The organism is Variovorax sp. SG517, from assembly GCF_013376045.1.
GTDB lineage: Bacteria > Pseudomonadota > Gammaproteobacteria > Burkholderiales > Burkholderiaceae_C > Variovorax.
The window spans coordinates 142,495-157,519 of the sequence record NZ_JABMJG010000006.1; the positions used below are offsets into that span (position 1 = coordinate 142,495).

The 15,025-nt window shown below is 66.8% G+C and carries 13 protein-coding genes; 1 reads left to right on the top strand and 12 read right to left on the bottom strand.

Annotated features, from left to right (window positions below; all coding sequences use genetic code 11):
- Positions 1 to 15: 15 nt before the first annotated feature.
- From FHT32_RS19280 to FHT32_RS19300, 5 genes are read right to left on the bottom strand one after another with little or no spacing between them, the layout of a single operon-like run.
- Positions 16 to 1,017 (bottom strand): branched-chain amino acid ABC transporter permease, encoded by a 1,002-nt coding sequence (locus FHT32_RS19280; protein WP_176666215.1) that lies wholly within the window; start codon positions 1,015 to 1,017, stop codon positions 16 to 18.
- Positions 1,014 to 1,880: a branched-chain amino acid ABC transporter permease gene (locus tag FHT32_RS19285; RefSeq protein ID WP_176666216.1), complete on the bottom strand. Its 867-nt coding sequence runs from the start codon at positions 1,878 to 1,880 to the stop codon at positions 1,014 to 1,016. The genes FHT32_RS19280 and FHT32_RS19285 overlap by 4 nt, the downstream gene beginning before the upstream one ends.
- A 1-nt stretch (position 1,881) precedes the next feature.
- Positions 1,882 to 2,574, bottom strand: a complete 693-nt coding sequence (locus FHT32_RS19290; RefSeq protein WP_176666217.1) for an ABC transporter ATP-binding protein — start codon at positions 2,572 to 2,574, stop codon at positions 1,882 to 1,884.
- Positions 2,561 to 3,304 (bottom strand): ABC transporter ATP-binding protein, encoded by a 744-nt coding sequence (locus FHT32_RS19295; RefSeq protein ID WP_176666218.1) that lies wholly within the window; start codon positions 3,302 to 3,304, stop codon positions 2,561 to 2,563. The genes FHT32_RS19290 and FHT32_RS19295 overlap by 14 nt, the downstream gene beginning before the upstream one ends.
- A 9-nt stretch (positions 3,305 to 3,313) precedes the next feature.
- Complete coding sequence (locus FHT32_RS19300; RefSeq protein ID WP_256099064.1) at positions 3,314 to 4,627, bottom strand: ABC transporter substrate-binding protein; 1,314 nt, start codon at positions 4,625 to 4,627, stop codon at positions 3,314 to 3,316.
- Between the two features lie 273 nt (positions 4,628 to 4,900).
- On the opposite strand from FHT32_RS19300, the gene FHT32_RS19305 reads away from it, so the two are divergent.
- Positions 4,901 to 5,905, top strand: coding sequence for a helix-turn-helix domain-containing protein (locus FHT32_RS19305; protein WP_176666219.1), 1,005 nt, complete (start codon positions 4,901 to 4,903; stop codon positions 5,903 to 5,905).
- Here the strand turns inward: FHT32_RS19305 and FHT32_RS19310 are convergent.
- The 7 genes from FHT32_RS19310 to mdlC form a co-directional block, all read right to left on the bottom strand.
- Entirely contained in the window at positions 5,894 to 7,039 is a 1,146-nt protein-coding gene (locus tag FHT32_RS19310; protein ID WP_176666550.1) for an alpha-hydroxy acid oxidase, read from the bottom strand. The genes FHT32_RS19305 and FHT32_RS19310 overlap by 12 nt on opposite strands.
- 20 nt (positions 7,040 to 7,059) lie before the next feature.
- Positions 7,060 to 7,983: a ketopantoate reductase family protein gene (locus FHT32_RS19315; RefSeq protein WP_176666220.1), complete on the bottom strand. Its 924-nt coding sequence runs from the start codon at positions 7,981 to 7,983 to the stop codon at positions 7,060 to 7,062.
- Positions 7,980 to 9,401, bottom strand: a complete 1,422-nt coding sequence (locus tag FHT32_RS19320) for an MFS transporter (protein ID WP_176666551.1) — start codon at positions 9,399 to 9,401, stop codon at positions 7,980 to 7,982. The genes FHT32_RS19315 and FHT32_RS19320 overlap by 4 nt, the downstream gene beginning before the upstream one ends.
- 145 nt (positions 9,402 to 9,546) lie before the next feature.
- A complete protein-coding gene (gene pobA, locus FHT32_RS19325) occupies positions 9,547 to 10,737 on the bottom strand; it encodes a 4-hydroxybenzoate 3-monooxygenase (protein ID WP_176666221.1) in 1,191 nt (396 codons plus the stop codon).
- Between the two features lie 11 nt (positions 10,738 to 10,748).
- Positions 10,749 to 11,726: a tripartite tricarboxylate transporter substrate binding protein gene (locus FHT32_RS19330; RefSeq protein WP_176666222.1), complete on the bottom strand. Its 978-nt coding sequence runs from the start codon at positions 11,724 to 11,726 to the stop codon at positions 10,749 to 10,751.
- A gap of 130 nt (positions 11,727 to 11,856) precedes the next feature.
- A complete protein-coding gene (locus tag FHT32_RS19335) occupies positions 11,857 to 13,305 on the bottom strand; it encodes an aldehyde dehydrogenase (RefSeq protein ID WP_176666223.1) in 1,449 nt (482 codons plus the stop codon).
- A gap of 68 nt (positions 13,306 to 13,373) precedes the next feature.
- The gene (mdlC, locus tag FHT32_RS19340; RefSeq protein WP_176666224.1) at positions 13,374 to 15,002 is read right to left on the bottom strand and encodes a benzoylformate decarboxylase; all 1,629 of its coding nucleotides are present in this window, start codon (positions 15,000 to 15,002) and stop codon (positions 13,374 to 13,376) included.
- Positions 15,003 to 15,025 lie beyond the last annotated feature (23 nt).

Here is a 15,025-nt window from a genome sequence, read left to right on the forward strand (position 1 = left end):
TGAAGAGGACGGAGCTCAGCGGCGCGGCATGTCGCGCCGCACGCCGAATGGATCGATGGCCCATCGCCGCGCGACGAGGCTCCAGGCGCCGCCCGGTGCGAACACCATGGTGGCAATGGCAAGCGAACCCAGGCCGATGAAATACCAGGAGCCGTAGCCGGCGAAGGACTCGCGCAGGAGGAAGTAGAGGATCGTTCCCAGAATGGGCCCCTCGAGTGTTCCGATGCCGCCGAGCACCGCGATGAAAATGGCCGCGGCGGACCAGTTCAGCGAGAAGGTCGCGTCCGGCGTCACCTGCAGCGTGTTCATGTAGGCCACGGCTCCCGCAAGCCCGGTGATGGAGCCCGCGATGACCCACAGCGCGAGCTTGGCCCGCTGGATCGAAACGCCGGATGCGGCCGCCGCGGCCTCCGAGTCCCTCACGCTCATCAGCGCCAGGCCCAGCTTGCCCCTGAGCATCAGGCGCGCGATGACGAGTGCGCCAACGCCGGTGATCAGCGCGGACCAGTAGACACCCGCGTTGCGCGTCCAGCGATCGAAGCTCGCGAGCGCCTCCAGCGGCATGCCACCGCCTGCGCCCAGCCATTCGTTGTTGAGCGTCAGGATTCGCAGCATCTCCGCGAGAACCCACGTCCCTACCGCGAAATGCGCACCGCTGAGCCGGAACATCGGCAGCGCGCTCAGCAATGCGAAGAGCGCGGTCGCCGCCGTTGCCAGCGGCAGCATGATCCAGGGGTTGATTCCCAGCCTGTTGGACAACGCGAAGAGGGCATAGGCCCCCACGCCGACGAACATCTGGTGTCCCACCACCACCAGCCCGCCATAGCCTGCCAACAGGTTCCAGGCCAGCGCCATCGCGAAGACGGTGAAGATCTCCACGAGGAGCCGCTGGGTTGCAAAGCTCGTGAACCACGGCGCCAGGGCCAGGGCGCCCAGCACGGCGAACAGGACGACGCCGACTACCGCCCTGCCCGTCTTGCGCGGCCGGGCTTGATGAGTGAATGCGAGCGAGTTCATCGCGAACCCTTTCCAAAGAGCCCTTGCGGACGCGCCAGCAGCGCGACGAGGAACACCAGGTGTCCGAAGAACGGGCCGAGGCCCGACGACACCTTGGCACCGAGGAGCTGCGCCACGCCGATGATCAAGCCACCGACGAACGTGCCCCAGACATTGCCGAGGCCGCCGAGCACGACGGCCTCGAACGAGTACAGCAGGCGCTCGGGCCCCGCCGTGGGGGAGAACGGCGTCCTGATGCCGTACATCACCGACGCCAGCGCGATCACGGCGAGCACGAAGCCGGTGACCAGCGCGAAGAAGTTGCGGTCGTTGACGCCGACCAGCCGCGCGGTGCCGGGGTCGTCCGCCACGGCGCGCGCCTGCCGGCCCAGGTGCGAGTGGCCGATCAGCCAGCTGGTGCCCGCGAAAATTGCCACGCTGATCACCGTGGAGACGAGCGGCAGCAGCCCTATCGATACCCCGCCCAGGTCGAAGCCCTGCAGTGCGAACTCGCCGGCCTGAAGGCTGCGCGTATCGGCCGTGTAGACCTCCTGCAGGATGTTCTGCAGGACGATCGAGAGTCCGAACGTGAGCAGCAGCGGCGAAAGCGCTCCCCTGCCTACCACGCGATTGAGCAGGACCCTTTGCAGCCCATAGCCGATGACGAACATCATGGGAACCACGGCGAGCAACGAGACGAACGGCCCGATGCCCAGGAGCTGCATCACCGTGCTGCACAGGTAGGCGCCCAGCACGATCAGGTCGCCATGCGCGATGTTGATCATCTTCATCACGCCAAGACTCAGGCTGAGGCCGAGCCCGAAAAGGGCATAGAGAGCGCCGAGCATCAGCCCGCCCGCGATGGTTTCGAGTAGTGCTTGCATGTCAGATTCCAAAGTAGGCCTGGGCAACTTGCGCGTGGTCCGCATGCTCGGAGCTGCCCTGCAGCACCACGCGCCCCTTCTGGATGCAATAGAAGCGGTCGGACTCTGAAAGCGCGCGCTTCACGTTCTGCTCCACCAGCACCACGGCCAGGCCATCCCTGCGTGCGCGGCCCAGGAGTTCATAGACTTCGTTGACGGCGACCGGAGACAGGCCCAGCGAGATCTCGTCGCACAGCAGGTAATCGGGATTGCAGACCAGCGCACGCGAAAGAGCCACGAGCTGCTGCTGGCCGCCCGACAAGGCCGTTGCCGGACGGTGCTGGAATGCCTCCATCACCGGAAATTCCTTCATCAGGCGCTCGACGGTCCACGGCCCCTTGCGGCCGTTGCGCATCGCCAGCTGAAGGTTCTCGCGGACCGTCAGGCTGGGGAACAGCCGCCGGCCTTCGGGCACCAGTGCAATGCCGCGATCGAGCTGCTTGCGCTCCGGCTCTCCGCCCACGGGCCGGCCATCGAGCAGGACCCCGTCCGGGCGAGTGCGCACCGAGCCGACGATCGAACGAAGCAGCGTCGACTTGCCTGCTCCGTTCGATCCGATCAGCGCGACGGTCTCGCCGGGCCTGACCTCGAACGTGAAGCCGAACAGCGCCTGGAACAGGCCGTAGTACGCATCGAGACGGTCAGTGCGCAGCATGGCCGACCTCCTCGCCGATGTCGGAGCCGAGGTAGGTGTCCCGCACGGTCTGGTCGCCCATGACCGATCCGGGGTCGCCGTCGCAGATGACCGCGCCGCTGGCGAGCACCACGAGACGGTCCGCCGCCGAGACTAGGGCGTGCACCAGGTGCTCGATCCAGAGGATGGTGACGCCGCTCTGATGGATCGTGACGATCAGCTGCAGCAGTTGCTGCATCTCGCCGTCGGTCAGCCCGCCGGCCACCTCGTCGAGCAGCAGCAGGCGCGGCTGCGTGGCGATCGCACGCGCGAGCTCGAGGCGCTTTCGCTGAAGCAGCGTGAGCGTGCCCGCGAGCTTGTCCGCGACCGGCGCGAGGCCGCAGCGTTCGATCGCGTCCACCGCCAGGGCCTGTGCGGGGCTCCCGTTGCCGCTGGAGCCGAAGGTCGCGGCGACCAGGGCGTTCTCGTAGGCGGTCATGCCCTCGAACGGTTGCGGAATCTGGAAGGTGCGCCCGATGCCGGCGCGGCAACGCTGCGCCGCGTCCAGCGTGGTGACGTCCATGCCGTCGAGGAAGACGCTGCCGCTGTCACAGCGCGTGCTGCCGGAGATGAGCCCGAACATGGTGCTCTTGCCGGCACCGTTGGGACCGATCACGCCGATGAAGTCACCCTCCTCCACGCAAAGCGAGAGCTTCGGGATGACGACCATGTCGCCGTAGCGCTTGGTTGCGTCGCGCAGTTCGAGCAGCATGGCAGTTCCTCAGCCCAGCTTCAGGAGTTCGAACTTGCGCTGCACGGGAATCTCCGGCGCCGTCTTGTTGTTCGTGATGAAGAGCTCGGGCTTGCCGGCCGCGTTCACTCGCCACTGGCCGCCGACGACACGCATCTTGGAGACGTTCTTGATGCCGCTCGACGTGAAGTCGAGCCTGCCGATGATGGTGTCGTGTTTCATCACGCGCACGGCGTCGGCCACCTTGACCGGGTCCTTGGGGTTGCCGCTGGCCTTGAGCGCCTGGATGCCCGCTTCGAACAGCGCGTGGACGACCCCCAGGGGCTGGGTCCACTCGCGCTTGGTGGCGGCGGTGTAGGCATCGGCGAACTGCCTGGCCGTCTGGCCGGTGAGGCTCGACTTGAACGGATAGGCAGGGGTCCACCAGATCTCCGTGGACATGCCATCGGCACGCGGGCCGAGCGCTGCGACCCCGCCCGGGAAAAGCAGGGCCTTGGCGACCGTCGCGACCTTCGGCTTGAAGTTCATCTGCGCGGACTGCTTGACGAACGAAGCCCACTCCGGCGGATTGAACAGGCCGGTGACGATCTCGACGTTGTCCTTCTTGAACGCCTGGATGTAGGAGGAAAAGTCGTCAGCGCCCACCGGGAACCGGCCGATGTCCACGACCTTGTAGCCTGCCTTGGCGAAGGCGCCGGGCATGCCGAGCTTCAGGTCGCCCATGGCGTTGCCCGGCACGTCGTTGCTGAAGACCGATCCGACCGCCTTGTTCGACGGCACGTTCGACCAGATGTCGAGGTACACGTCGGAGATGTCTTCGAGGCCCCAGAAGAAGTGGAAGACGCTCTTGAAGCCCTTGGCCGGATCGCCCTTGAGCGGGAACATCCATGCCTGCCACGGGCCGACCGTCGAGATGCAGGGCACGCCGTTCAGCTCGCATTGCTGCGATGCGTTGGGGCCGATGGCCACCTGCGCCAGCATCAGGTCGATGTTCTCCTTGTTGATGAGCTCGGCCGCCAGGTTGGACTGCCGGTCGGGGCTGCTCTGGTCGTCGCGCGCCAGGATCTCGACCTTGTATTTCTTCCCCCCGACGGTGAGGCCGTCCGCGAGCGACTTGCGCACCTGCTCGAGGATGAAGTCGTCGGCCTCGGCGAAGGGAGAGAAAGGCCCCGTCTTCGGGCTGATGTAGCCGATCCTGATGGTGTCCTTGTCGGCTGCCCAGACCTTGCCGGCCTGGCCAAGCGCTGCCACCGCGCCGAGCGCTGCCGCGCCGCGAAGCAGCTGGCGACGGTTGCCGAGGAGGCCGGTGTAGCTGGCGTTCTGCATGTAAGTGAATGTCTTCAAGGTGCGCTCCGTTGCGGTTACAGCCCTCCGCGAAGGCCTGTCCGAACTTTGCTTTTTTCCGGCATTCGCGACTTTGCTGGCACGGCCGGAAAAGTTGACTGGAACGGCCCTGCCCAGGGACCGAAACACGCGCGTCACAGTGGCGCGACCTAGGGTTTCCTTGGCATCAACCTTGCGTGATTTCCCTCAAACTCCGGACATCCGGACTCATGCACCGGGCCTGCGCTACCCGGGCACCGAGCAAGTGCAACGTCAGCCCCAAGGCGGGCCGCCATGTCGACCTCCACCGTCACCTCGACCTCGATCCTCGCTTCCACTGCCGGCCTCGATCAGCACGACAAATTCGGCTATTGGCAGGACGTCGTGTGCCGTGCGCTGGTCGATCTCGAGTGCAGGCCGGCGAGCGGAATGGCCTTCGAGGCGTCCGTCGAGGCATCGCGCCTTGAGGGGTTGAGCATTGCCCGCATCGAGGCTTCGGCGCACCGCGTCGAGCGTCAGGCTTCAGCCATATCGCGTGCCAGCGAAGAGTCGCTGATCTTCAATTTCGTGCTCTCGGGCGTGGCGATGGCGCAGCAGGACGGAAGAAGCGTGGTGCTGAGGGCGGGCGACGGCACCGTCTGCGACGCACAGCGGCCCTACTCGCTCAGGTTCGACGACACGTTCAAGATCATCACGATCAAGCTGGCGCGCTCGGCCATCGCGCACCGCGCCGGCAGCATCCATCGCATCACGGCCACCAGCTTTGGCGAATCGAGCCAGATGTGCCCGATCCTTTTCGGGTACCTGGTGAGCTTCAGCAAGCAGGCCTCGCTCCTGCCGCCCGCTGCCTCGGAGAAGGTGGTCAGGAACTTCACCGAACTGCTGGCCGCCGCCCTGGACGAGGTCATCCTGGCCTCACCGCTGCCGCTCTCCGAATACCGGGCGACCGCATTGATGCGCGTGCGGGACTTCGTGGAGCGCCATCTCGACGTGTGCGAGCTCGACACGGCCATGGTGAGCACCGCCTTGAACCTCTCGCCGCGCTACATCAACAAGCTGTTCGAAGCCGAGAACACATCCCTGACCCGGTACATCTGGCGCCGGCGCCTGGAACGTGCCGCGGCCGACCTGCAGGATCCGGCGCGCGCCGGCCTTGGCATCTCGGCGATCGCGATGGCGCACGGCTTCAACGACCTGAGCCACTTCAGCCGGTCGTTCCGGCAACGCTTCGACCTCTCGCCCCGTGCCTACCGCGCAGGCGGCATCGCCCCGGGGGCTTCGACGGCTTCAGCCGCCTGAAGCGTTGACCGCCAACCGGCGCGCGGGCAGATCGCGCACCGTGGTGGCGCCGAGCAGGGTCATGTTGCGCACCAGCTCGTCGGCCAGGATCTTCAGCACGGCTGAAGCGCCCTGCTGCCCGCCCACCGCCAGGCCGTAGAGCGTGGGCCGGCCCACGAACACCGCCGTAGCGCCCAGGGCCAGGGCCTTCGCAACGTCGCCACCACGGCGGATTCCGCCGTCCATGAACACGGGGATGCGCCCGGCGACCGCATTCACGACACGCGGCAGCGCGGAGATCGCCGAGGGCGACGCATCGTTCTGGCGGCCGCCATGGTTCGACACGATCAGGCCGTCGATGCCGTGGTCGAGCGCCATGCGTGCATCGTCCGGATGGAGCACACCCTTGAGAAGCAGCGGCCCCTTCCACATTCCACGAAGCCATGCCAGCGATTCCCAGACGAGCGACCGGTCCATGGCGCGCGCCAGCAGCGCCGCCTGCATGCTGGTCGAGCCTGCGCCGCTGCGGGAGGGTGTCAGGTTGGCAAAGTCGGGCGCGCCGCGAGGGGCCATCCGAAGCGACCACCGAGGGTGACTCACCAGGTCCCAGGCCAGGCGGGGCGTCGGCCGGAACGGCATGCGAAACCCGTTGCGCAGGTCGAGTTCGCGGTTGCCGCTGACGGGAACGTCCACCGTCAGCACCAGCGCCTGGTAGCCGCCCTTCTGGGCACGCTCGACGATCTGGCTCGCCATCTCGCGGTGCATGACGTACAGCTGCATCCACTGCACACCGCCTGGCGCGGCCGCGCGCACATCCTCCAGCCGCATGTTGGAAGCGGTGGACAGTGAAAAAGGAATGCCCGCTTCAGCGGCAGCAACCGCCAGCAGGCGGTCGCCATCCGGGCGAACCAGACCGTTGAGCCCGGTCGGCGCAATGCCGATGGGCAGCGCCCATTTCCGGCCGAAGACCTCGATGGAGGTGTCGACCTGCGTGGTGTCGCGAAGCACGCGCGGCGTGAGCTCGATGGCCGACAGGTCGCCGGCATTTCGACGCATGCAATGGCCATCGTCGGCAGAGCCTTCGATGTAGTCGTGGACGAACCGCGGCAGCACCGCGCGGGCTTTGCGCCGATAGTCTTCGATGTTCAACAGCAGCATGAGCGTCGATTGCGGCGTCAGGCGATGGCGCGCGCTTCCACAAGGCGCACGAGAGACAGCAAGGTCTCCGTGACAGGCAGCTTGATGTTCAAGGGCCCGGCCAGCGCCACGACAGCACCGTTGATGCTCTCCACCTCGGTACGGCGACCTGCCAGCACATCCTGCAGCATGGAGGGCTTGTGCCCCTTGTGCTGGGCGATTGCGTTCGCCACATTGCCCTGGCATTTGGCGGGATCGACGTCGATGCCCATGCGCAACGCGACGGACAGCACCTCCGTGACGACGTCGTTCGCGAGGCGGCTGCCGTCTGGCACCTTGCCGAGTTCGTCGACCGTGCAGCCGGATACGGCACAGATGCTGTTCAGTGCGGCATTGAAGGCGACCTTCTCCCAGATCGCCGCCCACACGGTACCGTCCGAGCTGCAATCGAGCCCGGCCGTCGTGAGCACTTCGGCCACCTGGGAAACGAAGGGGCGCTCGATGCCGTCGGCCGCCATGAGCCGCACGACGCCCTTGCCGTGCGAATGCACCTGGCCAGGACCGACCATGTCCGCGGGCCATGTGGTGACGCCGATCAGCACGCGCTCCGGCGGCACGAAACCGGCGATCTTCTCGACGTTGCCCAAGCCGTTTTGCAGCGAGAGCACATGCACGTCCGGTCCGATCAGATGCCGTACCCCCGACAGGGCCGCACTGGTGTGCAGCGTCTTGGTGAACACCATCAGCAGATCGGGGATGTCGACAGCCTCTTCCGGCCGCAGGGCCTTGAGCGCCGCGACCTGCCGATCACCGCCGTCGGTCTCCAGCCGAAGCCCATGAGCGCGGATGGCGCCGATGTGCGCGTCGTTCAAATCGATCAGCGTGACTTCGTTGCCCGACTCGGCAAGCAAGCCACCGAACAGGGACCCCATCGCCCCTGCGCCGACGATCGAGATTTTCATGATGACCTCTCCTGTGAAATGTTTTGCGGCGGCAAGACGCCTGGCAAGCTCTGGCCTCGACCGCGTTGCAGCAGCGCGTCGCGCCCGGGAATGTGCCGACGCACGATGAGCAGTGCGACCATGGCAAGGAACATCGCCGTGCCCAGCAACGCCAGATAAGCCATGGCCCCACCTGCGGTGATCACGGCGGCCCCTGCGAAGGCGCTCAGGATGGCACCGAGGCGGCCGAATGCCAGTGCGGAAGCAGTGCCCGTCGCCCTGACACTGGTCGGGTACATGAATGCGCACAGCGCGTACATGGTCGACTGCACCGCATTCACGAACATGCCGTGCACGCCGAATCCGAAGATGAGCAGGCTGGTGTCCTTTCCGACGTTCAGGGTCTGCAGGGCGAACGCGCTCGCGGCGGCGCCTGCGCAGCACAGGACCAGCGGCCAGCGCGATCCGAACCGGGAGATCGCCACTGCGCAGGCCAGCGCGCCGATCACGCCGCCGAGGTTGTAGGCCGTCAGTCCCGATCCGGCGACGCTCATCGAAAGCCCCTCCGAGGCGAGCATCGTCGGCAGCCAGCTGAAGGCGGTGTACACGGCCGTCAGGCACATGAAGAAGGCAGCCCAGGTCGCGAGCGTGTCGCGCGCCAGGCCGTTCGAGAAGAGCGCACCGAAGCCTGCTCGCTTCTCGGTGGCCTGCTCGGCCGCGTCGGTATAGCTGGCGTCCCGGGCCATGGGGCGACCCATGCGCGCGAGCAGCCTGCCCAGTTCGCCCCAGCGCGCCGGATGCCGGGCCAGGAAGCGCGGCGACTCCGGCAGCGTGAAGAACAGGAGCACCGCCAGGGCCATCGGGAAGGTACCGCCGATGAAGAACAGCGCGCGCCATCCGAAGGCCGGCAGCACCTGCGCGGCGAAGAGGCCCGCCAGCATGCCGCCCAGGGGCACGCACACGATCGTGGCCGTGACGGCAAGCGTCCTTCGGCGGGCCGGCGTGAACTCGGCCGTGACGGTGGTCGAGCTCGGCAGCGCACCGCCGATGCCCAGGCCGGCAATGAATCGAAGCACCGCCACGGTCAGCACGTCGGGCGCAAATCCGATTGCGCAGGTGGCCGCGCCGAACAGGAAGACGCTCGCGATGACGGCCATCCGGCGGCCGAAGCGATCGGCGAACAGCCCCGCACAGGCGCTTCCGATGCCCATGCCGATCAGGCCCGCCGCCACCGCCGGAACGAAGGCTTCGCGCGTGATGCCCCACTCCTTGATCATCGAAGGAATCGCGAACCCGATGAGCTGGCCGTCGAATCCGTCCATCACGATCGACAGGGCGGCCAGGAAGACCACGAGCTTCTGCATGGTCGTGTAGGGGCCGTCGTCCAGCAGCCGGCCGATGTCGGCATTGCCTTTGAAGGCTGCAGCGGCGGCGTTCATTAGAGCCCCCGCGAGCCGGCGGCGGTCGCCGAAGGGAAGTGATGGTTCATGTCTTGTCTCCAGGTCGGGCGTTCGGCATTGCCTGGCGCCAAGGGGTGGGTCGACTCTTTCTGCTTCCGCTTCTTGGCGAGCGGTCGTGCACGGGTCAATGGGCAAATTCGTCGAACGGCAGGCCGACGTAGTTCTCCGCCAATGCGGTCGACGCGGCGCGCGAGCCGGTGACGTAGTCGAGTTCCGCGATCTGCACCTTGTGCTGGAATTCGTCGGCACCCGGGAAGCGATGCAGCATCGAGGTCATCCACCAGGAAAAGCGCTGCGCTTTCCAGATGCGCCGCAGCGCGCTGTCGCTGTAGCGTTCGAGCAGCTCTTCCCGGCCCGACTTGTAGAACTCCCCGAACCCACGAGCGAGAACCCGTACGTCGGAGACCGCGAGGTTCAGACCTTTTGCGCCGGTCGGGGGCACCACGTGCGCCGCGTCCCCTGCCAGGAACAGGCGGCCATACTGCATCGGCTCGGTCACGAAGCTGCGCATGCCGACGACGGTCTTGCTGAAGATCTCGCCTTCGATGGGCGCCCAGCCCTCGCGGGTGGCCAGGCGGGCGCGGAGCTCGCTCCAGATGCGGTCGTCCGACCAGTTCTCGATCTTGTCCGTGGGCTCGCACTGAAGGTACATGCGCTGCACTTCGGGCGAACGGGTGCTGACGAGCGCGAAGCCGCGCACGCTCAGCGCGTAGATCAGCTCGTCGGAAGAAGGTGGTGCCTTGCAGAGGATGCCAAGCCAGCCGAACGGATAGAGCCGCTCGAAGCCCTTCAACACGCCCTTGGGAATCGAGGGCCGGCTGACGCCCTGCGTGCCGTCGCAGCCGGCGATGAAATCGGCCTCGATGGTTTGCAGCTCGCCGCCGGGCTGCCGAAAGCGAACGCTCGGCGAGGTGGTGTCCAGGCCGTGCAGGCTCACGTCCGACACCTCGAACCGGATGTCGCCGCCCGATGCCAGGCGAACCTCCACCAGATCCTTGATGACCTCGTGCTGCGCATAGACCATCACGGCCTTGCCGCCCGTCAGCTCCGGAAAATCGATGCGGCGGTCGATGCCGTCGAAACGCAGGATCGTTCCTTCATGCCGGAAGCCCTCGCGTTCCATGCGGGCGCCCGCACCGATCTCCTTCATGAGATCGACGGTCCCCTGTTCCAGCACGCCGGCGCGGATCGTGGCTTCGATCGCTTCGCGGCTGCGCGTTTCCAGGACGATCGACTCGATGCCCTGGAGGTGGAGGATCTGCGAGAGCATCAGCCCCGCGGGGCCTGCGCCGATGATGGCGACTTGCGTTTTCATGACGTGGACCTTCAGTCGAGACGGATCTGGTTCTTGCGGATCAGCGCGCCCCATCGCTCGCGTTCCGCTTGCACATAGGAAGTCATCTGCTGCGGCGTGCCCGGCAGTGCTTCGAGCGACAGGGTTTCCAGCCGCGCCTTCACCGGCGTGGAGGCGAGCGCGGCTTGCAGCGTCTTGTTCAGTGCGGCGACGGTCTCGGGCGGGGTTCCCTTGGGAACGACCAGCCCCTGCCAGGCGGATGCATCGAAGCCGGTCAGGCCCTGCTCCGAGAGCATGGGAACGTCGGGGAAGTTCTTCAGGCGTTCCTTGCTGGCGACGCCGAGCGCCTTGAGCTTGCCCGACACCACGTACTGCTGGACCGTGGCGCTGTCCATGAGCGCGAACGGAATCTGGCCTCCCACGAGATCGATGACCGCCGGTGCGCCGCCGCGATAGGCCACGTGCTGCAACGCGAGACCGGTGCGTTCCTTGAACAGTTCCGCGGCCAGGTGCTGGGGACTGCCGGCTCCCGCCGATGCGAAGTTCGCACCGTTGGGGTTGGCCTTGACCCACGCGATGAACTCCTTCAGGTTGTTCGCGGGGTTGCTCGGATGAACGACCAGCAGGAGCGGGAATCTTGCGAGCATGCCCACCGGCACGAAGTCCTTCTCCGCGTCGTACGGCAGCTTGGCGAACAGTGCCGGGTTGGCCGCCAGCGTCGCGAAGTCGGCGGTGAACATGATGTTCCCGTAGTCCTTCGATTTCGCCACGTAGTCGGCGGCGATGTTCGTTGCCGCACCGGGCTTGTTGTTCACGATGATCGTGCGCTTCAACGACTTGCCCATCTCATCGGCGATCGTTCTTGCCACGGTGTCGGAGCCGCCGCCGGCGGCATAGCCGACGACCCATTCGATCGGCTTTTGATCCTGTGCGAGCGCCACGACAGGCGCGGCGGCCAGGGTGATCAGGGTGCAGGCGAGAAGCCGGCGGCCCATCGAGCAAAACTTCATTTCTTGTCTCCAGTTTTTTAAGAATCAGATGCAGCAGCTTTGCCGCCGCATGCCTCGGCTCGTCCATCTCGGCGCCTCGCCGAAAGTGACAGAGCGCCCGACAAGGAAGCCGGTGCGCTCGTGCGTTCCCTTAGAAGGGGTATTGGCGCGGCGTGGTCTGCACCGTCAGCCAGCGCAGCTCGGTGAAGGCTTCCACGCCGGCCTTGCCGCCGAAGCGGCCGATGCCGCTGCCCTTCACGCCGCCGAACGGCATCTGTGCTTCGTCGTGGACGGTGGGACCGTTCACATGGCAGATGCCCGACTCGATGCGCCCCGCCACCTGGATGGCGCGCGCCACGTCGCGGCCGAACACCGCGGCTGCGAGGCCGTACTCGTTGTCGTTGGCGCAGGCAACCGCCGCTTCCACCCCGCGGACCCGAACGATGCCCTTCACGGGTCCGAAAGCCTCTTCCCGGAAGATGCGCATTTCCGGGGTGACGTGATCGAGCAGCGTCGCGGGCATCAGCGTGTCCTTCGCCTTGCCGCCGATGACGAGCTTGGCGCCCTTGGCAATCGCGTCGTCGATCAGTTCGTTGCAGCGGTTGACCGTGCTCATGTCCACCACCGAACCGAGCACCACGGGCCCCTGCCGCGGATCGCCGAGCGGCAGGCTCGCAGCCCGCGCGCCGAGCTTGGAGACGAACTCGTCGGCGATGCTCTCGTCGACGACGATGCGTTCGGTCGACATGCAGATCTGCCCGGAGTTGGCGAATGCACCGAACACCGCCGCGTTGACGGCTGCATCGACGTCGGCGTCGTCCAGGATGACCAGCGGGGCCTTGCCGCCGAGTTCGAGCACGACGGGCTTGAGGTACTTGGCGCAGGTGGCTGCGATGAGCTTGCCGACGTGGGTCGAGCCCGTGAAGTTGACGCGTCGGACCGCCGGGTGCGCCACCATCGCTTCGACGACGGCGGCGGCGTCCGCAGGCGCGTTCGTCACGAAGTTCACCACGCCCTTGGGAAGCCCGGCCTCCTGCAGCGCCTCGATGATCAGGCCATGCGTGGCGGGACAGATCTCGCTGCCCTTGAGTACGACCGTGTTGCCGCAGGCCAGAGGCGTCGCGATGGCACGCACGGCCAGGATCACCGGCGCGTTCCAGGGAGCGATGCCGAGAACGACGCCCGCGGGCTGCCGTACGGCCATGGCCAGGTTGCCCGGCACATCCGAGGGGATGACCTCGCCGCTGATCTGGGTGGTGAGCGATGCGGCCTCCAGCAGCATGCCTGCCGCGAGGTGGACATTGAATCCCGCCCAGATGACCGATGCGCCGGTTTCGGCGGCGACGGCCGCGGCGAAGGCCTCCGCCTTGGCTTCCAGCGCATGCGAAGCCTTCATGAGCAGCGCCCGGCGTTCGCTGGGGCCGGTGGTCGACCAGGTCTTGAAGGCCTCGGCCGCGGCATCCACCGCAGCAATGGCGTCCTGCGTCGTCGCGGCGGGTGCGGTCGTCGCCACGCTGCCGTCCAGTGGGTTGCGCCGCTCAAAGGTTGCGCCGTCGCGGGCGTCCGTGCGCTCGCCATTGATCAACATCGAAATCTTCATCGGCTTGTCTCCGTAGGATGGTTTGAAAGAATTCCTCCCGCCCTTGGACGCGGGAACGGTCGGCAGGGTCAGGCGACCCGCACCTCCACGACGGCCGGCGCGTCGCTGGCCAGGGCCTCGTCCAGTGCCTTGCGCAGATCGGCCGGGTCGGTCACGCGCACTGCGGCGCATCCCATTCCCTTGGCCAGCGACTGGAAGTCGAGGTCGGGCAGCTCGGTGCCCTGCACGACGTCGGTGGGCGAGAAGCCGAATACCGGTGCGAAATCCTGCAGGGCGGCGTATCGCCGGTTGTTCAGGATCACGAAGGTGATCGGCAGCCTGTTCTGCGCCGCGCTCCAGAGCGCCTGGATGGAGTACATGCTCGATCCGTCGCCGATCAGGCAGATGATCCGGCTGCCGGGCTTGCCCAAGGCAACGCCCACGGACGCGGGCATGCCGTAGCCGAGGCCGCCGCTGTCCATCGTGTAGAAGGTCTCGCTGCGAGTGAAGGGCAGGTGGGCCTGCATCACGGGCCGTGCGCTCGGCGCCTCTTCGACCACGATGTGTTCCGGCTTCTTTGCCTCCGCGAGCGTCTGCAGCGCGTAGGCGACCGACATCAGCGGCGTCGGCTCCGCACGCGGTGCGGCCTTTCTCGCGGGGGGAAGTGGACGGGTCTTCTTCGGCGGCACGGCGAGCAGGTCCAGCAATCCCAGCCGGATGCTTCCGACGGCCGAGATGCCGACGGGCGCCCAGGCCGCAGTATCGGGATCCTCGGTCAGCTGGCACAGCGCTGCGCCGGCAGGCACATGAGGGCCCGCGCCTTCAACGTGATAGGCGAAGGCCGGCGCGCCGATGGCAAGGATGAGATCGTGCCCCTCGAGCAGTTCGACGATGCGCTCGCGCATGGCCGGAAGGAAGCCGGCGAACAGGCGATGGTCTTCCGGAAAGCTGCAGCGTCCGGACATCGGCGCGACCCACACGCGGGCGTTGTGGGCCTCCGCCAGCGCGACGACTTCGTTCCACGCGCCGTCCCGGTCAGCGGCGGCGCCCACCACGAATGCCGGGCGCTCGCTTGCCTCCATTGCGGCCGAGATCCGGCCAATGAGCTCGGGCTCCGGACGGGTCCGAGTGCTCACGGCCCGGGTCGGGACCAGCTCGGTGTATTGGTCCCAGTCGTCCACGGGCACCGACACCAGCACCGGACCGCAAGGCGGCATCATGGCCAGGTAGTAGGCCCGGGCAATCGCGAGCGGCACGTCCTGGGCGCGGGCCGGCTCGATGCTCCATTTGACGTAGGGCTTCGGCAGCTCGGTGGCCTGGGCCGAAGACAGGAACGGGTCGAACGGAAGAATCGAACGCGCCTGCTGCCCGGCGGTGATCACCATCGGCGTGCGGTTCTTGAAGGCGGTGAAGATGTTGCCCATGGCGTTGCCCACGCCTGCAGCCGAATGGAGATTCACGAACGAAGCGTTCCGGGTCGCCTGCGCGTAGCCGTCCGCCATGCCGACCACGCAGGCCTCCTGCAGGCCAAGGACGTAGCGGAAATCGCTCGGGAAGTCGCGGAACATCGGGAGCTCGGTCGATCCCGGATTCGCGAACACGGAGGTCATTCCGAAGCGGCGCATCAGGTCGAACACGGCCTCGCGAACGGTGATGCTGCCGGCGGCGGCGGGGTTTGCGGGCGTCGCGGCAGCGGCGTGCGGTGCGGATCCGGTCATTGCGTGTTTCTTCCTGCTGTGCA